This window comes from Acidiferrimicrobium sp. IK, assembly GCF_025499425.1.
In the GTDB taxonomy this organism is placed as follows: Bacteria; Actinomycetota; Acidimicrobiia; order Acidimicrobiales; family Palsa-688; genus Acidiferrimicrobium.
Genome location: NZ_JAIMCB010000007.1, coordinates 246,126 through 264,387 on the forward strand (window position 1 = coordinate 246,126; position 18,262 = coordinate 264,387).

The 18,262-nt window shown below is 71.7% G+C and carries 22 protein-coding genes; 11 read left to right on the forward strand and 11 right to left on the reverse strand.

What is annotated here, in order from left to right; genetic code table 11:
* Nucleotides 1-2: 2 nt before the first annotated feature.
* Nucleotides 3-713, forward strand: a complete 711-nt coding sequence (locus K6U06_RS13780) for a 4-(cytidine 5'-diphospho)-2-C-methyl-D-erythritol kinase (RefSeq protein WP_262322547.1) — start codon at nucleotides 3-5, stop codon at nucleotides 711-713.
* Between the two features lie 386 nt (nucleotides 714-1,099).
* Here the strand turns inward: K6U06_RS13780 and K6U06_RS13785 are convergent, their stop codons facing one another.
* Both K6U06_RS13785 and K6U06_RS13790 read right to left on the reverse strand, forming a co-directional pair.
* Nucleotides 1,100-1,198 (reverse strand): 30S ribosomal protein bS22, encoded by a 99-nt coding sequence (locus tag K6U06_RS13785; protein ID WP_262322522.1) that lies wholly within the window; start codon nucleotides 1,196-1,198, stop codon nucleotides 1,100-1,102.
* 63 nt (nucleotides 1,199-1,261) lie between these two features.
* Nucleotides 1,262-2,431, reverse strand: a complete 1,170-nt coding sequence (locus K6U06_RS13790; RefSeq protein WP_262322523.1) for a Coenzyme F420 hydrogenase/dehydrogenase, beta subunit C-terminal domain — start codon at nucleotides 2,429-2,431, stop codon at nucleotides 1,262-1,264.
* A gap of 185 nt (nucleotides 2,432-2,616) precedes the next feature.
* Here K6U06_RS13790 and K6U06_RS13795 point away from each other — a divergent pair, with 185 nt between their 5' ends.
* The 3 genes from K6U06_RS13795 (at nucleotide 2,617) to K6U06_RS13805 (ending at nucleotide 5,088) form a co-directional block, all read left to right on the forward strand.
* Nucleotides 2,617-2,907 carry a transposase gene (locus K6U06_RS13795; protein WP_262321331.1) on the forward strand — a complete coding sequence of 97 codons (291 nt, stop codon included), beginning with the start codon at nucleotides 2,617-2,619 and terminating at the stop codon, nucleotides 2,905-2,907.
* A complete protein-coding gene (locus K6U06_RS13800; RefSeq protein WP_262322524.1) occupies nucleotides 2,904-3,788 on the forward strand; it encodes an IS3 family transposase in 885 nt (294 codons plus the stop codon). The genes K6U06_RS13795 and K6U06_RS13800 overlap by 4 nt, the downstream gene beginning before the upstream one ends.
* 61 nt (nucleotides 3,789-3,849) lie before the next feature.
* Nucleotides 3,850-5,088 carry an MFS transporter gene (locus K6U06_RS13805; protein ID WP_262322525.1) on the forward strand — a complete coding sequence of 413 codons (1,239 nt, stop codon included), beginning with the start codon at nucleotides 3,850-3,852 and terminating at the stop codon, nucleotides 5,086-5,088.
* Nucleotides 5,089-5,111: 23 nt separating this feature from the next.
* On the opposite strand, the gene K6U06_RS13810 is transcribed toward K6U06_RS13805, so the two are convergent.
* The 4 genes from K6U06_RS13810 to K6U06_RS13825 form a co-directional block, all read right to left on the reverse strand.
* Nucleotides 5,112-5,549: a hypothetical protein gene (locus tag K6U06_RS13810; RefSeq protein ID WP_262322526.1), complete on the reverse strand. Its 438-nt coding sequence runs from the start codon at nucleotides 5,547-5,549 to the stop codon at nucleotides 5,112-5,114.
* Nucleotides 5,546-6,409 (reverse strand): mechanosensitive ion channel family protein, encoded by an 864-nt coding sequence (locus tag K6U06_RS13815; RefSeq protein WP_262322527.1) that lies wholly within the window; start codon nucleotides 6,407-6,409, stop codon nucleotides 5,546-5,548. The genes K6U06_RS13810 and K6U06_RS13815 overlap by 4 nt, the downstream gene beginning before the upstream one ends.
* A gap of 116 nt (nucleotides 6,410-6,525) precedes the next feature.
* On the reverse strand, nucleotides 6,526-7,146 hold the full coding sequence (locus K6U06_RS13820) for a hypothetical protein (protein WP_262322528.1): 621 nt from the start codon (nucleotides 7,144-7,146) through the stop codon (nucleotides 6,526-6,528).
* A 12-nt stretch (nucleotides 7,147-7,158) separates the two neighbouring features.
* Nucleotides 7,159-7,740 (reverse strand): MarR family winged helix-turn-helix transcriptional regulator, encoded by a 582-nt coding sequence (locus tag K6U06_RS13825; RefSeq protein ID WP_262322529.1) that lies wholly within the window; start codon nucleotides 7,738-7,740, stop codon nucleotides 7,159-7,161.
* 78 nt (nucleotides 7,741-7,818) lie between these two features.
* On the opposite strand from K6U06_RS13825, the gene K6U06_RS13830 reads away from it, so the two are divergent.
* Nucleotides 7,819-8,373 carry a YceI family protein gene (locus K6U06_RS13830; RefSeq protein WP_262322530.1) on the forward strand — a complete coding sequence of 185 codons (555 nt, stop codon included), beginning with the start codon at nucleotides 7,819-7,821 and terminating at the stop codon, nucleotides 8,371-8,373.
* A gap of 104 nt (nucleotides 8,374-8,477) precedes the next feature.
* Here K6U06_RS13830 and K6U06_RS13835 read toward each other — a convergent pair whose 3' ends face one another.
* Nucleotides 8,478-9,335 (reverse strand): phytanoyl-CoA dioxygenase family protein, encoded by an 858-nt coding sequence (locus K6U06_RS13835; protein WP_262322531.1) that lies wholly within the window; start codon nucleotides 9,333-9,335, stop codon nucleotides 8,478-8,480.
* A 112-nt stretch (nucleotides 9,336-9,447) separates the two neighbouring features.
* Here K6U06_RS13835 and K6U06_RS13840 point away from each other — a divergent pair, with 112 nt between their 5' ends.
* From K6U06_RS13840 to K6U06_RS13850, 3 genes are all read left to right on the forward strand, one after another.
* Nucleotides 9,448-10,392 carry a LysR substrate-binding domain-containing protein gene (locus tag K6U06_RS13840; RefSeq protein ID WP_262322532.1) on the forward strand — a complete coding sequence of 315 codons (945 nt, stop codon included), beginning with the start codon at nucleotides 9,448-9,450 and terminating at the stop codon, nucleotides 10,390-10,392.
* 38 nt (nucleotides 10,393-10,430) lie between these two features.
* Nucleotides 10,431-11,405, forward strand: coding sequence for a phosphotriesterase (locus tag K6U06_RS13845; RefSeq protein WP_262322533.1), 975 nt, complete (start codon nucleotides 10,431-10,433; stop codon nucleotides 11,403-11,405).
* Nucleotides 11,406-11,467: 62 nt separating this feature from the next.
* Complete coding sequence (locus K6U06_RS13850; protein WP_262322534.1) at nucleotides 11,468-12,589, forward strand: S1C family serine protease; 1,122 nt, start codon at nucleotides 11,468-11,470, stop codon at nucleotides 12,587-12,589.
* Here K6U06_RS13850 and K6U06_RS13855 read toward each other — a convergent pair.
* The 4 genes from K6U06_RS13855 to K6U06_RS13870 are packed head-to-tail and all read right to left on the reverse strand — an operon-like array spanning nucleotide 12,586 to nucleotide 15,701.
* Nucleotides 12,586-13,356 (reverse strand): glycosyltransferase, encoded by a 771-nt coding sequence (locus tag K6U06_RS13855; protein WP_262322535.1) that lies wholly within the window; start codon nucleotides 13,354-13,356, stop codon nucleotides 12,586-12,588. The genes K6U06_RS13850 and K6U06_RS13855 overlap by 4 nt on opposite strands.
* Nucleotides 13,353-13,937: a class I SAM-dependent DNA methyltransferase gene (locus K6U06_RS13860; RefSeq protein WP_262322536.1), complete on the reverse strand. Its 585-nt coding sequence runs from the start codon at nucleotides 13,935-13,937 to the stop codon at nucleotides 13,353-13,355. Before K6U06_RS13860 ends, K6U06_RS13855 begins: the two co-directional genes overlap by 4 nt.
* Complete coding sequence (locus K6U06_RS13865; protein ID WP_262322537.1) at nucleotides 13,930-14,715, reverse strand: PIG-L deacetylase family protein; 786 nt, start codon at nucleotides 14,713-14,715, stop codon at nucleotides 13,930-13,932. The genes K6U06_RS13860 and K6U06_RS13865 overlap by 8 nt, the downstream gene beginning before the upstream one ends.
* A complete protein-coding gene (locus tag K6U06_RS13870; protein WP_262322538.1) occupies nucleotides 14,712-15,701 on the reverse strand; it encodes an acyl-CoA dehydrogenase family protein in 990 nt (329 codons plus the stop codon). The genes K6U06_RS13865 and K6U06_RS13870 overlap by 4 nt, the downstream gene beginning before the upstream one ends.
* A gap of 84 nt (nucleotides 15,702-15,785) precedes the next feature.
* On the opposite strand from K6U06_RS13870, the gene K6U06_RS13875 reads away from it, so the two are divergent.
* The 3 genes from K6U06_RS13875 to K6U06_RS13885 all read left to right on the forward strand — a co-directional run bounded on the left by K6U06_RS13875 (nucleotide 15,786) and on the right by K6U06_RS13885 (nucleotide 18,096).
* Entirely contained in the window at nucleotides 15,786-17,087 is a 1,302-nt protein-coding gene (locus K6U06_RS13875) for a hypothetical protein (RefSeq protein ID WP_262322539.1), read from the forward strand.
* A 141-nt stretch (nucleotides 17,088-17,228) separates the two neighbouring features.
* Nucleotides 17,229-17,798, forward strand: coding sequence for a type 1 glutamine amidotransferase domain-containing protein (locus tag K6U06_RS13880; protein ID WP_262322540.1), 570 nt, complete (start codon nucleotides 17,229-17,231; stop codon nucleotides 17,796-17,798).
* A 58-nt stretch (nucleotides 17,799-17,856) separates the two neighbouring features.
* Nucleotides 17,857-18,096: a hypothetical protein gene (locus tag K6U06_RS13885; RefSeq protein WP_262322541.1), complete on the forward strand. Its 240-nt coding sequence runs from the start codon at nucleotides 17,857-17,859 to the stop codon at nucleotides 18,094-18,096.
* Nucleotides 18,097-18,262 lie beyond the last annotated feature (166 nt).

Here is an 18,262-nt window from a genome sequence, read left to right on the forward strand (position 1 = left end):
CCATGCTGGCGCCGGCCAAGCTGGCGCTGACCCTACGGGTGGTCGGCGTGCGCGACGACGGCTACCACCTGATCGACGCGGAGATGGTCAGTCTGGATCTGGCCGACGAGCTGACCTTCGAACCGGGGGACTCCCTCACGGTGGTCGACGAGGTGGGCAGGGGAGCGGCCGTCGCCGCCGGCGACGACAACCTGGTGCGACGGGCCCTGGCCGCGGTGGACCGACGCGCCGCGGTGACCCTGCGCAAACGCATTCCCGCCGGCGGCGGCCTCGGCGGGGGGTCCTCAGACGCGGCTGCCGTGCTGCGCTGGGCGGGCTGTCGGGACCTGTCGGTGGCCGCAGGACTCGGTGCTGACGTCCCGTTCTGCGTCGTCGGTGGGCGGGCCCGGGTCCGCGGCGTCGGCGACATCCTGGAGCCGCTCGATGCTGCGCCCCGCCTCGGGAACGCATACACCCTGCTCACTCCGCCTTTCGGCGTGTCGACCGTCGCGGTCTACAAGGCCTGGGACTCCCTCGGCGGCCCGACCGGTGCGGTCAACGACCTCGAGGTGCCGGCGCTGCACGTCGAACCCCGCCTGGCCCGCTGGCGGGACCGGCTCGGCGACGCGTCGGGCGAGGTGCCGGTGCTGGCGGGCAGCGGGTCGACGTGGTTCGTTCCCGGCGCCTACCCGGGTGAGGGCCGGATCGTCGCTCGGGTGGTCGGGCCGGCATAGCTGGCTGCCTGCGGGCGGCCGCTGGCGGGCGGCGGTCGCTGGTGGCGGTCGGGTGGTGGCGGTCGCTGGTGGCGGTCGCTGGTGGCGGCGGCGGGTGGTCGGTCGCGGCGGCCGGGTGGTGGCCGCGGGCGGTCGGTCGCGGCGGCCGCCCCCGCCTGACGCTTCCGAGAGCAGATGTCTCTAACCCGTGCTGTAGCGCGGGTTAGAGACACTTGCTCTCCGCCGACGCTGCCCTGGGCTGTTCCCGCGACCCTGCCCCGGGGCCGTCCCACCCACGCCGGCGCCCGGCCGACGGCGCGACGAAACGTGCGGCCAGGCACCCTCACGGGTACCGCGACCGCACGCTTATCGAGGTCAGTCCGGGAGCTGTGGAGCGGCGCTGAGCGTCAGCGGCCGGCCCGGCGCTGCCAGCGCGTGGCCTTCAACATCTTCTTGTGCTTCTTCTTGCGCATGCGCTTGCGGCGCTTTTTGATCAAGGATCCCATGGCGGCTGGCCAACCTAGTGCCCGCGCGCCGGGTGGCGCACGCGGCCCCCGACCCGGCCGGGCCTACGCCGGCTTCGGCTTGGGCGCAGGGACCCCCACGCGGGGACCTGCCACGGCGTGCTCCGGCCAGCGCCGGCGCGACACAATCGCCAGCTTGCGCATCAGCGCCACTGCGCCCGGGTCGTCGTCGCCGGGGCGGGTTTCGATGACCCCGTCAGCGATCATCCCGTCGATGATCTCCCGGCCGGCGTCGGTGCGCACGATCGTCAGGGTCCAGTCGTTGAACGCTCCGATCCCCCCCGTGGAGATGTCGGCGTGCTCCGCGGCGAAGTCCGGGCAGGTCTTGCACCCCTCGCGGGTCCACCCGTGGCACTCCTTGAGGGGGATCTCGTGGTAGGCCCCGTCGCGCATCCAGATCTGGAGCACGCCTTTGATGTTCATTTTGACGATGTCGGCTCGGGCCAGGCCGTACTTGGCCTCCAGCAACTCCGGGAAGATGGCGTCGTCGAAGGTTTTGGAGCACAGCAGACCGATCGACAAGCCGAGGCGGCGCCCGACCTTGCCGGCCTTGCGGGCTCGCATCACCGCCGGCACCGACGCCTGGCAACTCATGCCGACCAGCGCAATGCGCTCCGCCCCCGACTCGATGGCCTGCGTGTAGGCCAGGGTGTTGGCGGAGTAGGTGTAGCGGGAACCCGACGCGGCGAGGATCTCCTCGCGGGTGCGGGCCAGGCCGGGCACTGCCTTCCAGGTCGAACCGTCCCCCTCGAGGTAGGAGACGAGCGCGGCGTCGATCCTGTCGTGCTCAAGCGCCCACAACAAGATGGCCGAGACCAGGCCGCCGTCTTGGCCTCGCTCGTGGATCTCCGGGTCGACCGCCCGGGCCAGCAGGACGTCCTTGCTCTGGCCGGCGAGTTCCTCGGGGAGGCGCTCGCGCCCGAAGAGGTGGGTGTCGATCTCGCTTTCCCAGGTCCGGAACCGAGGGCAGGCACGGGTGCAGCTAGTGCAGCCACGCTCGCCGTGGCCACACCCGCCCGGGCCGGCTTCCTCCTCGAGGTGGAAGGGCTTGTACACCCCCTGGGTGTCGTCGTAGCCGAGCACGTCGTGCGGGCAGGCCACCACGCACCCGGCGCACCCCGTGCACAACCCAGATGTGACCACCTCGGAGAACAGTTCAGCCCACTGCGCCTTCCAGCGCTGCTTGGCGGCCGGCTCGGTGGTGGTGACGCTCATGGTCCATACGCTAACCCCAGCACCGCTTCCGCTACCTGTCCCGGTACCGTCCAACCCGACATGGCCACCTCCCCCCGTGGCGCGCCGGGCTCCGACGCGCCCCCGCGCGACAAAGAGCTGTCGACCGGCCTGGTCCTGATGAGCCTCCCCTGGAGTCGTAGAGGCATGCTCTATGAGGAGAGCTCATGCCAGAGAGACGAAGGAAGTTCGATGCGGAGTTCAGGGCCGGTGCGGTCCGGATCGTCCGGGAGACCAAGAAGCCGATCGCGCAGGTCGCCCGAGACCTCGGTGTAAACGAGGGCACCTTGGGGAACTGGGTGGCCAGGGACCGGGTGGAGCGCGGCGAGTCGGAGGGCTTGACCGGCGATGAACGCGCCGAGTTGGCCCGGCTGCGATCGGAAGTCGCCGAGCTGCGGATGGAGCGTGATGTCCTCAAGCGATCCGTGGTCCTTTGGGTGAAGGAAGCGACGAGGTGACCGTGACGGACTTCATCGCTGACCAAAGGACCAGCCACGGGGTTCCCCACGCCGTCACCTGCCGGGCTCTCGACGTGTCGGAGGCGTGGTTCTACAAGTGGCGGGACCGGCCGCCGAGTTCCCGCCAGGAGCGTCGGGTGCTGCTTGATGCTGCGGTGGCTGTCTCGTTCCGGGCGTCGGGGGACTCCTACGGGTCGCCGCGTGTGTTCGATGATCTGATCGCAGAAGGGTGGAAGGTGAGCGTGAACACCGTCGCGGAGTCGATGGCGCGCCAAGGGCTGGTCGCTCGATCGAAGAAGCGCCGCAAGAACCTGACCCGCCCCGACAAGACCAAACGGCCGTTCCCTGACTTGTTGAAGAGAGACTTCAGCGCGGTCGCGCCCGATGTGCGGTGGGTGGGCGACATGACCGAGGTCGCCACCGACGAGGGCAAGCTGTACCTGGCGACGGTGATCGATCTGTTCTCGCGGAGGCTGCTTGGCTACGCCACCGGGGTCCATCCTGACGCCGAGCTCGCCGCTGACGCCATCCGGATGGCCGCCGCCATCAGGGGTGGGACGGTCACGGGCGTGATTTTCCACACCGACCGAGGCTCGACCTACACGGCGAACGACTTCACCGCCTTGTGCCGTCGACTCGGGATCGTCCAGTCGATGGGCCGGGTCGGCTCGTGTTTTGATAATGCCGCCGCTGAATCGTTTTTCTCGACATTGGAACACGAAGTCCAATCCCGTCACCATTTCGCGACGAGAGCAGAAGCACAAACAACAATAGTGTCGTGGGTGGTCGACTTTTACAACTCTCGCCGGCGTCACAGTTCCGCAGGAAGGCAATCGCCTATTGACTTCGAGCGCCTATACGCTAATATGGAAGCAGCATAACGGAACCCTCCACGATCCGAGGGGAAGCTCACTGATCCTCGCGGCCGCGTGCGGGGTGTCGGTGGCCAGCCTCTACTACCCCCAGCCGATCCTGCACACCATCGCAGGGGCCTTCCACGCCTCGTCGGGGACCGCCGGGCTGATCGTGACCCTGTCGCAGATCGGCTACGCCGTCGGCCTCGGCCTGCTGGTTCCTGCCGGCGACATCGTGTCCCGGCGCCGGCTGGTGCCCATCGTCCTCCTGCTGACCGCGATGGCCATGGTCGCCTCCGCGGTGGCGCCGAGCATCGCGGTGTTGATCGCCCTGGCGCTGATCGTGGGGCTCGGCACGGTCATGGCCCAGGTGCTGGTGCCCTTAGCCGCCAGCCTGGCGACCGACGAGTCACGGGGACGGGTGGTCGGCACCGTCATGAGCGGGCTGCTGCTCGGCATTCTCCTCGCCCGGACCGTGTCGGGCCTGGTGGCCGGCGTCACCTCGTGGCGCACCGTGTACGTGGTTGGCGCGGTGCTCCTAGTGCTCCTTTCCGCAGTGCTGGCCCGGGTCCTTCCGCCCGAAGAGGTCCGCCCGTCTATCGGGTACCGGTCGCTTTTGAGCTCGACGGTGCGGCTGTTTCTGTCCGAGCCGTTGCTGCGCCGCAGAGCGGTCTTCGGCGGCCTGGGCTTCGCCGCGTTCAGCGTGTTTTGGACCACCTCCGCGTTCCTGCTCGCCGGAGCCCCGTACCACTACAACGACACGGTCATCGGGTTGTTCGGCCTGGTCGGCGCCGGCGGGGCGCTATGCGCGAATTTCGCCGGGCGACTCGCCGACCGGAACCTGACTCGGCAAACCACCGCGGTGTTCGCCGGTCTGGTGCTGGTCTCCTTCGTGCCTATGTGGCTGGGGCGTCACAACCTCGCCTGGCTGATCGCCGGCATCTTCCTCCTTGACGTCGGGGTGCAGGGCATGCAGGTCACCAACCAGTCGCTGATTTACCGCCTGGCGCCTGACTCCCGCAGCCGGGTCAACGCCTCGTACATGGTCTGCTACTTCGCCGGCGGTGCCATCGGCTCGGCGTTGGCAGCTGCCCTCTACGAGAGCGACGGCTGGGCCGGGGTGTGCCTCCTCGGCGCGGCGCTCGGCGCGGCCGCGTTGGTGCTTAGTGGCCTCGACGCCCGATTCGGGGTGGCTCCTGGCCGGGACGGCTCAGACGCCGGACTCCAGCGGCAGCCAAGCGCCGGACTCCAGCAGCAGCCAGATGGCCGCCCCCAGCCGCAGGCCGCCGGTGGGACCGCCCCCCGGCCGGAGGGCGCGAGCGACTAGCGCGCCCGGCGGGATGGCCTCGGCTAGGGGATCGCCGACGTCGTGGTGGTAGACCCCGACGTGACGCCGGGGACAGTGGTGGTCGACGAGGACGCGGTGGTCGACGTGGTCGGGGCGACGGTGGTTGTCGTGGTGGTGGCGTGCCCGATGGTGGTGGTCGAGGCGCCTCTCGTCGTGGTGGTCTTTGGCACCGTCGTGGGCGCGACGGTCGTCGAAGTGGCCGGCGGGCGGCTGGTCGTGGTGGTCCGGGTGGGGAGCGTCGTAGTGGGGGAGGGGACCACGACCGAGTAGCTGCCCGCCGGTTTCAGGTTGTAGGGCGGGAACGCCGACGTCAGCGCCAGCGACCCGGCGAACAGCACGAAGATCAGCGCGGTGGATCGCCGCACCCGCAGCCGGGGGTGAACGTCGCGTCGCAGCCACGCGAGCGCCGAACCGCGGCTCAGGCCGAAGCTGCCGCTCACGACGAGGTCCCCGAGCCGAGGTTGATGTTGGGGGTTCGCACATCCGCGTCCCGCAACGCCAACGCGACCCGCAGGCGCAGCTCCCGCCCCACTTCGAACTGGCGTCCCGGCAGGGTCCGCACCAGCAGGCGGAGGTTGACGTAGCCGACCTCGATGGTCTCCACGCCTGCCATCACCGGGTCGCCGATGATCAGGTCGTGCCAGGCCGGCTCGGCGGCCATCGCCTCGGCCAGGTCGCGTACCAGGGCCAGGACCTTCTCGAGGTCCTCGTCGACCGGGATCGGCAAGTCGAGCACCACCCGCGACCAGTCCTTCGAGAGGTTGGTGACCTGCCGCAGGGCGCTGTTGGGGACGACGATCAGCTCTCCCTGCTGGGAACGCAGCTTGGTGACCCGCAGCGTCAGCTCCTCGACGGTCCCGCTGACACCCGTTGTCTGTCCTGGCATCGATAGCCGCACTAAGTCGCCGACACCGAACTGGTGCTCGGTGAACAGGAAGAACCCGGCCAGGAGGTCCCCGACGATCTGCTGCGCACCGAAGCCCAGCGCGACGCCGATGACCGTGGCCGGGGCGACGAGGGTCGGCAGCGGCACGCCGAGCTGCCTGACCGCGATGACACCGAAGACGACGTAGAGCAGCGAGACCGAGAGCCACTCGCCGGTCTGGGCCAGCGCCCGAGCCCGCTTGGAGCGCTCCGACGGCACCCCGCCGGCCTCTATGGAGGCGCGGACTTCGTCGTCGAGGGCCGTGCGATACCGCGCCGACACCCACCGGACCAGCCGCCCGGCGAGGATCACCCCGAAAGCCAGCGGGAGGGTCGGCAGCAGGTTGTCGTGCAGGTACCGGTCGAAGCCGGTCATCCAGGCCGCCGCCGGGGGGGGAGCAGGGCGTGGCGCATGACCCTCCAGCTTGCCTGCCCAGACCGGTCCGGTCCACCTCACCCCGCCGGTCGCGCCGAGACGCCGGGACCCCGATGTCAGCCGCCGGCCCGCTCCCAGGCGGCGATGACCCGATCCCCGAGGCGCCCTTCAACCCGCGCCAACCATCCGTGGACCTCCGACCACACCGCTACCGCGGTCTCCGGGGTGACCGGCTCCTCGGCTCTGGTGGCGGCCAGTCGCCGCAGCTCGTCGGGGTCCATCCCCGCGAACAGGCCTCGCCGCTGGGCGGCCTCGAGCTGCTCGGGTCTCTCCGCCCACGCCAGGAACCGCTCGGCGCGCCGTCGGTTGTCGGCGTCGTCGACCGCTCGCGTCGCCCATCGCTCCACCTGGCCGGTCACGTAGCCCCGCATGGAGCGCACGACGGCGGCCTCCCCGTGCTCGCGTCCGAGCTGGCCAAGCCGGGCAAGAAGCCGGCCGTGAAGCTCGACGGCCGCCTCGGCTGCGGCCGCGGGGTCGATCATCGCCGCCGCGTCGTCGGAGGCCACCATCGCCTCGATCAGGGTGATCTCCTCGCCGGGGACGTCGAGGGCCTTGATCAGGAGGGTGGTGGCCACCGCCCGCAGCTGGGGCCCGGCGCCGCCCACCGCGTCGAGCAGCCGCTCGTTGAGCTCTCCGGGCGCCCCGATGGGCTCGTCGCTGCCGGCGTCGGCCTCCATCCGGCGGCCACGCTACTCAGGCGCCACGCCTTCGGGGCACCCCTTTGCCAGGGTGTGGTGAGCCTGCTCGCTGTCCTCGCCGCAGGCGACCGCCGTACCAGGGCACGGGCCCGCAGCCGTACCAGGGCACGGGCCGGCGGCCGCCTCCAGCCGCTCGAGCATCGCGGTGGCCAGAGACCCAAGCCGCACCAGCTCGTCTCTGGGCAGCAGGTCGACGAAGTGGCGTCGGACGCTGGCGACGTGGCTCGGCGCCGCCAGCCTGATCTCCTCGAGCCCGAGATCGGTCAGGGCAGCGAAGGAGCTGCGCCCGTCCTCAGGGCAGTCCACCCGGGTCACGAGCCCCCTCGTCTCCATCCGGCCGAGCAGGTGGGACAGGCGGCTGCGTGACCAGTCCAGCCTGGCCGCCAGCTCGGACATGCGCAGACGATGTTCGGGCGCCTCGGAGAGGTTGACCAGCACCGCGTACTCCGGCTCGGACATGGCGTGGTCCCGGGCCAGGTCCCTGCCGACCGCCGCCCGCACCCGGGCCGAGAGGACCAGCCAGTTTCGCCAGGCCAGGGCTTCCTCGTCATCGAGCCACCGGGTATCGGACATGTCCCCATCCTACTACTTGACACGTCAACCAGATGGTGTATTGTTGACACGTCAAACGATCCCCGCAGGAGGAACTCCATGAGCACTACAACCGTCCCCGGCTTGACCGCCGGCACCTGGACCATCGACCCGGCCCACTCCGAGGTCAGCTTCTCCGTCCGTCACCTGATGGTCAGCAAGGTGAAGGGCACCTTCGACACCTTCGAGGGCACGATCACCGTCGCCGAGGACCCTCTCGCCTCTTCGGTCACCGCCGAGATCGACGTGACAAGCATCAACACCCGTGAGGAGAACCGGGACAACCACCTGCGCTCACCCGACTTCTTCGAGGCCGACAAGCACCCGAAGATCACCTTCAAGTCGACCTCGGTCACGCCCAAGGGGAGTGACTACGCGGTCACCGGCGACCTCACCATCAAGGGCACGACCCGTCCGGTCACTCTGGACTTGGAGTTCAACGGCGTAAGCGGCGACCCGTGGGGCGGCACCCGCGCCGGGTTCACCGCGACCACCGAGATCAACCGCAACGACTTCGGCATCGACATCAGCATGCCCCTCGACGGCGGCGGCGTGGTCGTCGGCGAGAAGATCAAGATCACCCTGGAGATCGAGGCGGTCCTGGCTCAGGCCTGAGCGGCCGCGTCCCGGTCGCAGCGCCGGGCGGCACGAGCAGGTCCGGCCCAACCAAGCCCGGTCGTCCCGTTGGGGCGGCCGGGCTTTCGTTGCGCTGGGACCGGCTACTTCCCGTCGTCGCCGGCCCACGCCTCCTGCCAGCGGGCGTCTTGGGGCTCGCCGGCGGCGATGTAGCGCAGGTCGGCGCTCAGGCGCATCGACTCGGTGGTGGTGTCGAGGGACGCATGGACGGTGTGGGGGGAGTGGACGATCACATCGCCCGCTGCGAAGTCGGCGTACAGCCACCGCCGGCCGAGCTGCTCGGCTACCCAGGCCAGGTCGTGGCTGAGCGGCCGGCGGTCGTCGGCCCGGTCGGTGCGGGACCGCACCCGGTCCATGTCGGCCGGGGCAAGCAGGTGCGACCCCTCCAGATAGACCAGGGCGCCGGTGGTCAGCGGGCAGTCGCCGATCGGAACCCACGCGGTGAGCAGCCTGTCTGACCCGGCGTCGAGATAGGCGTAATCGACGTGGGCTCTCGACGCTCGCGGAGACGAGTTGTCAAAATGGCGGAGGATGCGGCGAGGCAACTGCTCGACAGGAGCCCCGAGGATCGTCGTCGCCAGCGCCGCCAGCTCTGGCTTCGCGCAGAAGTCCAGAAACGGCTGGGACCGGACGAAGTCGTGGGCCGGGTGGCCAGCGGTCCCGTGGGGGTTGAGGCCGGGCGGCCGGCGGCCCGAAAAGATGCCGTCCGCGGCGCGGGTTCCGGGCTTCAGGTAGCAGGGGTCGAACTGCTCGAAGTAGGCGGCGCGCAGGTCCCGGAGCCGCTGCGGGTCGAGCAGGTTGCGCACCAGCACGTAACCGTCGGTCTCGTAGCGATCGCGGAGGGCGGCAGGATCGGCGATGAGAGCGGTGCTGTCGCGAAGCGGGGCGAAGTGGTCGGCGTCGAAGGGAATCTCCACGCCGTTGGATGTGACGGTCGTCATAGGGTCCTGTTGTCCGTTTTCGTAGGTCGTCAGCGTAGGGCCAAGGCCGGGCCAGCGCGCGCTACGACCGGCCGTTGTTGGATCCGTCTCAGAATGGGAACGGATAGGGCGTATGGAATTGGCCCAGCTCGAGAACTTCGTCGTGCTCGCCGACCACCTCCATTTCCGGAGGGCGGCGTCGCTCACCGGCGTCAGCGCGTCGACGTTGAGCCGTCAGATCGGCGACCTCGAGCGGGATCTCGGGTTTCGTCTCTTCGAACGCAATCGCCGCCAGGTGAGCCTGACCCCGGCAGGGGAGGTGTTCTTGGCCGAGACCAGAGCGGTCCTCCACCGGCTGCGGTTCGCGGTCATCGACGCCGGCCGCATCGCCCGAGGCGAACAGGCCCGGCTGCGGATCGGCCACGGCGACGCGGTGGGGCTGGCCCTGCTGCAGGCCACGTTGCCGCGACTCAGGGAGAAATACCCGGACATGCGCCTGGTGGTGGTCGAGGCGCCCACCGCGGAGCTGCTCGACGGCGTCATCGCCCGCTCGGTGGACGTTGCCCTGGTCCGCCCGCCGGTCCACGGCGACGGTCTTGAGCACCAGGCGCTCTGCGAGGAGGAACTGGTGGTGGCTCTCCCGGCCGGCCACGGGCTCTGCGAGCAGGCCCGCGTCGCGGTGCAGGACCTGGCCGGCGAGGCGCTCGTGGTCCCGCCCCGCAGCGCGTCGCCGGGCGCGTTCGACGTGATCATGGGCATCTTCGCGGCCGCCCGGGTCCAGGCCAACGTGGTCGAGGAGGCCACGACCGACGCGTCGGTGCTGCTCCTCGTCGGCGCCGGGCTCGGGGTCGCGGTGACACCGGTCTTCTCGACCCGTCACTACGAGCCGGGCGGCGTGGAAGTCCGACCGTTGGCCCGCCCGGCCCGGTTGCCACTGCACATGGCGTGGCGGTCCGAGGACCGCAGCTCCGCGCTCCCGGTGCTGCGCGGGCTGCTCGAGGCGGCGGTGGCTGAGCGAGCCGTCGAGGGCACGGGGATGTTCCTGCCCCCCGAGGAGGCGGACGTCGCCGAGGGGTAGCCTCCGCAGGCCCGGCCACTCGTAGGGGGAGACACGACATGCGCACGGTCCAGACGTTGCGGGGGGAGATCGACACCGCCGCCCTCGGTACCACCTTGATGCACGAGCACGTGTTCGTGCTGACACCCGACCTGCTGCAGAACTATCCGAGCGGCTGGGACGAGCAGCTGGGCGTCGAGGACGCCGTCGAGCGGCTCCGCCGACTCAAGGCGCTCGGGGTGGACTCCATCGTGGACCCGACGGTGGTGGGCCTCGGCCGCTACATCCCCCGGTTGCTGCGGGTCGCAGAGCAGCTCGACTTGAACATCGTCGCCGCGACGGGGCTCTACACCTACGACACCCTTCCTCATCAGTTCGACTTCGTCGGGCCCGGCACCGTCGGCGGCGGCGACGACCCGATGATCGAGATGTTCGTGAGGGACATCACCGTCGGCATCGCGGGCACCGGCGTCAAGGCCGCGTTCCTCAAGTGCGCCATCGACCGGCCCGGCCTGGTGCCGGGAGTGGAGCGGACCATGCGCGCGGTGGCCCGGGCCCACCGTCTCACCGGAGCCCCTATCACCGTCCACACCGACGCCCACAGCCAGAGCGGCCTCGTGGTGCAAGAGGTGCTCTCCAGCGAAGGCGTCGATCTGGAACGGGTGGTGATCGGTCACTCCGGCGACAGCACCGACCTCGACTACCTGAAGCGGCTGGCCGACGCCGGGTCCCTGCTCGGGATGGACCGCTTCGGTTTGGACCTGCTGCTTCCCTTCGAGGAGCGCGTCGCCACCGTCGCCGCGCTCTGCGCCGCCGGCTACGCCGAGCGCCTGGTCCTGGCCCACGACGCGTCGTGCTACATCGACTGGTTCCCGCTCGGCGCACCAGCCGAGATGGCGCCCAACTGGCACTACGAGCACATCAGCCGCGACGTCCTTCCCGCCCTCCGCGAGCGCGGTGTGTCCGACGAGCAGATCACGACGATGATGGTCGCCAACCCCCGCCGGTACTTCGAGCACACCGAGGCCTACTGAAGTCCCCGCGGGCCGCGGTGGGGTAGAGACCGGTGGTTCTCACCGCACTGCAGGAGGTCCCTGTGTCCCAAGATTCCCGCACCACCACCCGCCGCCGCGGCGCCCGGCTCCTCGCCGTTGCCAGCGCGACCGGCCTGATCGCGACGGCGTGCGGAGGGTCGAGCGGCACGGCGGCCCCGGCGACGACCTCCGGGAGCGGGGCGCCGGCCACCACGACCGCGCCCGGCCCCACCACGACCGTGCCCCCCGGAAGTGCCCTCGCGTCGGCGATGGCGCTGCAGCAGGCGTTCCGGGAGGTAGCGGCCAAGGTCCGCCCCGAGGTGGTGCAGATCGTCAGCCCCGCCGGGGATCTCGGCTCGGGTGTCATCTACGACGACAAGGGCGACATCGTGACCAACGCCCACGTCGTCGGGACCGGCGTCACCACCTTCCAGGTGACCTTCTTCAACGGTCAGACGACCAGCGCGACGCTGGTCGGGTCCTACCCGGCCGACGACCTGGCGGTGATCAAGGTCCGGGGAGCCAAGCAGCTCTCACCGGCCACCTTCGGCGACTCCAAGGCCCTTCAGGTCGGTGACATCACCCTCGCCATCGGGAACCCGCTGGGGCAGACGTCCTCGGTCACCGAGGGCATCGTCAGCTTCAACGGCCGGACCGTCCAGGAGAGCGCCACGGTCACCCTGCCGTCCACGATCCAGACCAGCGCCGCCATCAACCCCGGCAACAGCGGCGGGGCACTGGTCAACATCGAGGGGCAGGTGGTGGGGATCCCGACGCTGGCGGCCGCCAACCAGCAAGACGGTGGGACAGCGGCGGGCATCGGCTACGCGGTCCCGTCGTCGATCGTCCAGTTGATCGCTCCGCAGCTCATCGCCACCGGCAAGGTCACCAACAGCGGACGCGCCGCGCTCGGCGTCCAGGTCACCGACGGGATCTCGACGTCGGGCCAGCCCGTGGGCGTGGTCGTCTACGCCGTGACTCCCGGCGGAGCAGCAGCCAAGGCGGGCATCAAGGCCGGCGACCTCATCACCGCAGTGAACGGCACGACGGTCACCAACACCAGCGACCTGACCGCGGTGCTGGCCTCCCTGTCCCCCGGACAGGCGGTCAAGGTCGCGCTCACCGACCAGAGCGGGGCCCAGCGGACGGTGACGGTGACCCTCGAGCAGCTCGCCGGCAGCTAGGCCTGGTTGGCGAGCGGTCGGGCCGGCCGGTTCGGGAGCAGGAAGTCCGCGGGCGGCGGAAGCCCGGCGGCCCGGTCGGCCGCGAACCCGTCCGGCGCCCGGCCGGCGACGCGCCCGCTCGTCGCCACCGGGGCGCCCAGGCCGCGCACGACCCGCCACCCGCCGGCCGCGAGGCGGCGGGCCAGGTCGACGTCCTCGCCGCTGGTCAGGGCCGTGAACCCGCCGCAGGCGTCGTAGGCCTCCGGCCTCCAGCCCATGTTGGCGCCGTGCACATGCGGGTGGTGGGACACGCCCCGCAGGTCCCACGCGGCGGCGCACGGGTGGTAGAGGCCGGTCATCGTGACGGTCCCGACCCAGGCGTCGGCCCCGGTGTCCCTGACTGCGAGCTGGTGGGCCAGCCAGTGGTCGGGAACGACTGAGTCGGCGTCGGTGGTGGCCATCCATTCCCACCCGGCCCCGAGGCGGGCGACGCCGTGGGCCCGCGCCGCCCCGACGTTGCCGGCCGCGGTCGCTGTCAGCCGCAGGGCCGGACCCCGCCGCCGCCGTGCCCACGCCCGCTGCGTGCTGCGGGCGACCGCCTCGGTCCGGTCCTGGCAGGAGTCGAGCACTACCAGCACCGTCACCCGCCCGGCCGACTCGAGGGCTGATGCGGCCCGGGCCAGCCCCTCCAGGCAGGACGCCAGGCGCTCCTCTTCGTCCCGGGCCGGGACCACCACCCCTACCCCGGCCCGCAGCGGCGCGGCCACTGGCCGGCGGGGACGATTCACCGGCGTTCCCAGCACCGCAACTCGAACTCCGCCTCGTCGTGGCGGACCGCCAGGCGCAGCGACTCGGATCTCCCGATCCGGGCGTGGACGTCGGATCCGTCGAGGGGGTAGTCGGTGACGCCGGTCCAGTGAACCGCGAGGAGGTGTCCGCCGGGCTCCAGGGACCGGTTCGCGGCGGCGATCACCTCGTCGAGCTCCCCGCCGGTCAGGTAGTAGCCGACCTCGCTCAGCACGACCAGGTCGAAGGTGCCCTCCGGCCATCCTTCGGGTATCGCGCGCTGCTCCACCCTGACCCCTGGGAGCCCGCGAAGCGCTGCCGCGGCCCGCTCGACGACCGACGCGACGATGTCGGTGGCTAGCAGCCGGTCGCAGAGCGGGGCGAGGAGCCGGCTCAGCTCGCCGATCGAGCAGCCCGGCTCGAACCCGGCGCGGTAGCGGCGCCGGGGCAGGCACGCCACGGTGAGCTCGTACTTGCGTCGCTCGTAGTCGCTGGTCGCGAACCGCCACGGGTCGGGGTCCTTCGCGTACAAGCGCTCGAACCACGCCGCGTCGACCCGCTCCTTGCGGCGAGGCTCAGTCACCGACGACCTCGGGGAGGTACACCTCGAAGGTGCGCCACGCGCGGCGAAGGACCAGCGAGGGCAGCACCGGGGACGAAGCGGGATGCTCGGCGTCGAGCCGGATCTGGGAGCGGTAGGCGGCGGTGGCCCACCGCTTGGCCGCCTGGGAGCGGCGGTCCAGGTCGCAGCGCAGCGCCCGCTCGAGGGGGATGGCGCCGGCGGAGGGGTCAGCCCAGTGCCACGCCCACCACAGGTAGGCCATCAGCGGGGCGCCGCTGCGCTGGCACCCGGCGCGCGCGGCGCGGCCCGTGGCGTCGTGGTCGGGGTGCCCGTCTCGGTCCCACGGCGCCAGGACGAGGGTGCCGGGGCCCGAGCGTGACGCCACCGCATCGGTCAGGTCCTGCTCGCACGACGCCACCGCTCCGTCGCCCACCCCGAGTCGCTCGAGCCGGCCCGGGTGGACGCCGAGGCGCCGGAAGGCCTCGGCCCGCTCGCCGGCCCGGCGCTCGGCCAGCGCCTGGCGCTGCTGCCGGTCGGCTGCCGGGTGGGCCGCCTCCCCGTCGGTCACCGCGAGCACATCGACTGTCACGCCGCGCGCCGCGAGGAGCCGCACGGCGCCGCCCGGCCCGAGGACCTCGTCGTCGGGGTGGGGGGCCACCACCAGCACCCGCTCGACTGGGCGAGCATCGGCTCCTCCGTTGGGCGTCGGCCGCCATCGGGGCAGCCCGTCGAGCAGGCCCGAACCGAGCCACGCGGCTTCCGGCGTGCCGAGCGCCCGCGGGCCGACGGTCAGGGTCATCCCGGGGATCGGGCCGCGCTCAACCGGCCCAGCGCCGCCCCGTCGCGGCCCGGGTGGTGCTGGGCCAGGTATACGTACAAGTCGGCGACTCTTCGCGCGTTGTCCGGCTCCAAGCTGACCGGGCGGGCGCCGCCGGCGCCGGCGGCCGCCGCCAGCACCGCGCCGGCCCCGGCGTGCAGGGCGTGGCGGGTCACCAGCGCCCGCCTCCGGGCGCCGCCCCGGCGATCCTGAGGATCCTCGTCGATCTCCCGGCCGGCCCGCTCGAGCAGGGCGTCCATGGCCTCAACGTGCGCGACCGCCGAGCCGAGCAGGGCCAGCTCGCCGTCCCCGGCGGTAGGCGCCAGCGATGCCGCCGCGGCGTCGAGCACGCCTCTCGCCCCGCCGAACCACACCGCGGCGACCCCGACCCCCCCGTGCCAGAAGCCGGGGCGCTCCACGTAGAATCCGGGACCGCCGAGCACCCCGTCGGCGGCCATCCGCACCGACTCGAAGCTGACGGCGCGGCTGTCGGATCCCTCCATGCCGACCGCCGGCCACGTGCCGTCGAGGGCGGCCACACCGGCCTGGCGCAAGTCGACGTCGAAGAGCAGGTCGTCATCGTCGGCCCGGGCCCGCACCAGCGCCCGGTCGCAGAGCGACGCCCCGCTGCAGAACTGCTTGACCCCGCTCAGACGCCACGTCTCCCCGTCTCTCGTTGCTGTTACATCGGTCTTCCCCGAAACGGCCGCCCATACGCCGTACACCGTCTGGGGCTGGGCCTCCCGGCCGGCTTCGGCGAGGATCGCTACGGCGTCGGCGTGGCCCTCGGCCAGGCGGGCGACGGAGAGGTCCTCGGCGCCGGCGGCGGCCAGCGCCCGCAGCCGCTCGGCGGTGGCGCCGCCACCGGGCAGCGGCAACCCGCCGGCGGCCAGGACTCGTTGGGCGGGTGACCACGGGGGAGCGTCCGGGGCGATGGCCCGCGGCGGGAGCGAGTCGGCTGTGTCCACGCTCGCACGCTACGGAGCGGCCGCCCCAATAGGGGCGTGGTGTTCCTAGGCTCGACGACGGTGCCGGCGCGTTGCAGCTGCGGGATGATCGTCTCTGAGTGGGCTGCTCGCTGTCCGTCGTGCCGGGCGGACGTGTCCCAGCTGCCGCTCCTGCCTGCGCCGCCCGCCGTCTCAGAACCGCTCCCCGACGGCTACCCGACTCCGCTGCCCGGCGACGGCACGACGTCGCCGGCAGGCCCGGTCCCGGCGTCCCCGTCGCGTCGCTGGCGGTTGGCCGCCGGGGTGGCCGCCGGGCTCGCAGCCGTGCTGGTGGTCGGGCTCACCACGTCGGGCACCGGCGGTCGGACCGCCGCCGACGCGACCGGCGCTCCCGGCCGCAACGGCGTCTCCCCGGTGCCGCCCGGGCCGGCGACGGGATCTGTGCTGCCCGAGTCCTTGCGTTCGTCGGTTGTGGTCTACACCGACGCCCCGGAGCCGATCTCCGTCGCGCCGGGGACCCCGGTCACCACCGCGACCAGGACCGTCGCTCGAGGAGCGCTGGCTGGCTCACAACCCGTTCCCGCCGGCCCCCACCACGCCGTCGCGCTGGGAACCGGGGTACGAGGCGGTTGGGCGGTCCTCCTGGACGCCCCCGGCGCCGGGATGCAGACCGAGGTGGAGCAGATCGCCCCAGCCGATTTGGTGTTTCCCGGCGCCGGGTCCTCGGTAGGTATCGGGCGCATCGCCGGTGACGTGACCACCGTGCAGGTGGTCACCGTGGGCGCCGCGGCCGGTAGCCCCACCTTCACCGTCGGCGCCCCGCGGGTCCTCCCCGCCGGCGCCCGTCCGGCCGCGGTGATGGCCGATGGGTCGCTGGCGGTTCGCACGGAGCGCAACGAGCTGGCCGTCGTCGGGCCCGACGGGCTCGGCCCGTCGCTCGGGCAGCTGGGCGCGGTGCTCGGGGTCTGGGGATCCACCGTGGCATGGACATCGGCCACGGACTGCACCGCCAACGGGGCCTGTCCGCTGAACCTCACCGACGCGGCGCTCGGCGCCACCCGGCCGGTGCCGCCGCCGGTCGGCACCGACGGCTTCGCGGCCGGCGGCGCCTTCTCGCCCGACGGGGCGATGGTGCTGGTGTTCGCGGTGGCGCCCAGCAGTCCCGGTGCCGCGCTGCTCAGCTTGACCCCGGTGCTGATCGACACCGCCAAGGCCCGAGTCGACCGGGGCCTTCCCTCGGTCGAGACCCGCTCGGTGCAGGGTGTCCCTGTAGGGGTCGCCTGGTGGACCGCGGACGGGACGTGGACGGTCTACTCCGGCCTGGCCGGGTCCGTGTCGGCCGCCGGGCTGGCCGGTCGGGTCCTGGATCTCGGTCTTCCGCCGTCGTTCGCCTTCGCCTTGTTGTGACGCCAGCATTGTTGTGACGCCAGCATTGTTGTGACGCCAGCGTCGTTGTGACGCCAGCGTTGGCGTGACGCCGGTTCAGTGGCCGCCGCTCGGGTAGCTCCCATGGTGACAACGAAAGCAAGCAGGGAAAGAGGAACCGAGATGGCCGGAGAGCTCAACGGTAAGAAGGTGGCGTTCGTGGTCGCCAACGAAGGCGTCGAGCAGGTGGAGTTGACCACGCCATGGGAAGCCGTCCGCGCTGCCGGCGCGACACCGGTGCTGATCGCGCCGAAGGAAGGCAAGACCCAGGCGTTCAACCACTTGGACAAGGCAGACGCGTTCCCAGTCGACGAGATCACCGGCGGCGCCAACCCCGCCGACTTTGACGCCGTGGTGCTGCCTGGCGGTGTAGCCAACCCCGATCAGCTCCGCATGGACGGGCCGGCGCTGCGGTTCGTGCGGGCCATGTTCGAGGCGGGCAAGCCGGCCGGCGTCATCTGCCACGGCCCGTGGACCCTCGTCGAGGCCGGCTTGGTGGAGGGGCGGACGCTCACCTCGTGGCCGAGCCTGCAGACCGACATCCGAAACGCCGGCGGCACCTGGGTCGACGAGGAGGTCCAGGTCTGCACCTCGGGGCCCAACACCCTTGTGAGCAGCCGGAACCCCGACGACCTGCCGGCGTTCTGCCGGACCATTACCGAGGAGTTCGCCAAGGTCGGCGCCGATCGCTGAGCGCACCTCGGGGAAGCCGGTGCGGCTGGGCTCCCGTCGACGGCACTACGTTCGGGCGGTGACCGCCCACGATCCGCTCCCTGACCTGCCGCTGCTGGCTGCCATCGCAGAAGGCGAGGACGTGGGAGACCGCGACTTCGCAGGGCGAGCGGAGGCCACTTTGCGGGTGTCGGGGCGGGAGTACCAGGAGGCCCTGGCCCGGCTGATCGACGCCGGCTTGGTCGGCGCCGACGGGAGGGGCGCCCCGACCGGGCTCACCGCCGCGGGTCGAGCCCGGCTGCGCCCCCGATCCCGGTAGGACACCCGACGCGGGACGGCGCGACCCAGGCCGGCCCCGGGGGGCTAGGACACTGTTGAACAATTCTCGCTTCGGTGCTCGCGATTTGGGCCCAGACCGTCGAGAATTGTCGGGTGCAAGGACGGAGCGAATCCAACCGTGAGTTGCTCGACGCGGCGGCGCTGTG

Excerpts from the sequence above, each read along its gene's own strand:
- K6U06_RS13845 (WP_262322533.1), top strand. The coding sequence starts at position 10,431 with ATGCGCACGGTCCAGACGTTGCGGGGGGAGATCGACACCGCCGCCCTC.
- K6U06_RS13815 (WP_262322527.1), bottom strand. The coding sequence starts at position 6,409 with ATGACCGGCTTCGACCGGTACCTGCACGACAACCTGCTGCCGACCCTC.
- K6U06_RS13785 (WP_262322522.1), bottom strand. The coding sequence starts at position 1,198 with ATGGGATCCTTGATCAAAAAGCGCCGCAAGCGCATGCGCAAGAAGAAG.
- K6U06_RS13790 (WP_262322523.1), bottom strand. The coding sequence starts at position 2,431 with ATGAGCGTCACCACCACCGAGCCGGCCGCCAAGCAGCGCTGGAAGGCG.
- K6U06_RS13780 (WP_262322547.1), top strand. The coding sequence starts at position 3 with ATGCTGGCGCCGGCCAAGCTGGCGCTGACCCTACGGGTGGTCGGCGTG.
- K6U06_RS13820 (WP_262322528.1), bottom strand. The coding sequence starts at position 7,146 with ATGGAGGCCGACGCCGGCAGCGACGAGCCCATCGGGGCGCCCGGAGAG.
- K6U06_RS13875 (WP_262322539.1), top strand. The coding sequence starts at position 15,786 with ATGATCGTCTCTGAGTGGGCTGCTCGCTGTCCGTCGTGCCGGGCGGAC.
- K6U06_RS13835 (WP_262322531.1), bottom strand. The coding sequence starts at position 9,335 with ATGACGACCGTCACATCCAACGGCGTGGAGATTCCCTTCGACGCCGAC.
- K6U06_RS13840 (WP_262322532.1), top strand. The coding sequence starts at position 9,448 with ATGGAATTGGCCCAGCTCGAGAACTTCGTCGTGCTCGCCGACCACCTC.
- K6U06_RS13865 (WP_262322537.1), bottom strand. The coding sequence starts at position 14,715 with ATGACCCTGACCGTCGGCCCGCGGGCGCTCGGCACGCCGGAAGCCGCG.
- K6U06_RS13830 (WP_262322530.1), top strand. The coding sequence starts at position 7,819 with ATGAGCACTACAACCGTCCCCGGCTTGACCGCCGGCACCTGGACCATC.
- K6U06_RS13880 (WP_262322540.1), top strand. The coding sequence starts at position 17,229 with ATGGCCGGAGAGCTCAACGGTAAGAAGGTGGCGTTCGTGGTCGCCAAC.
- K6U06_RS13825 (WP_262322529.1), bottom strand. The coding sequence starts at position 7,740 with ATGTCCGATACCCGGTGGCTCGATGACGAGGAAGCCCTGGCCTGGCGA.
- K6U06_RS13795 (WP_262321331.1), top strand. The coding sequence starts at position 2,617 with ATGCCAGAGAGACGAAGGAAGTTCGATGCGGAGTTCAGGGCCGGTGCG.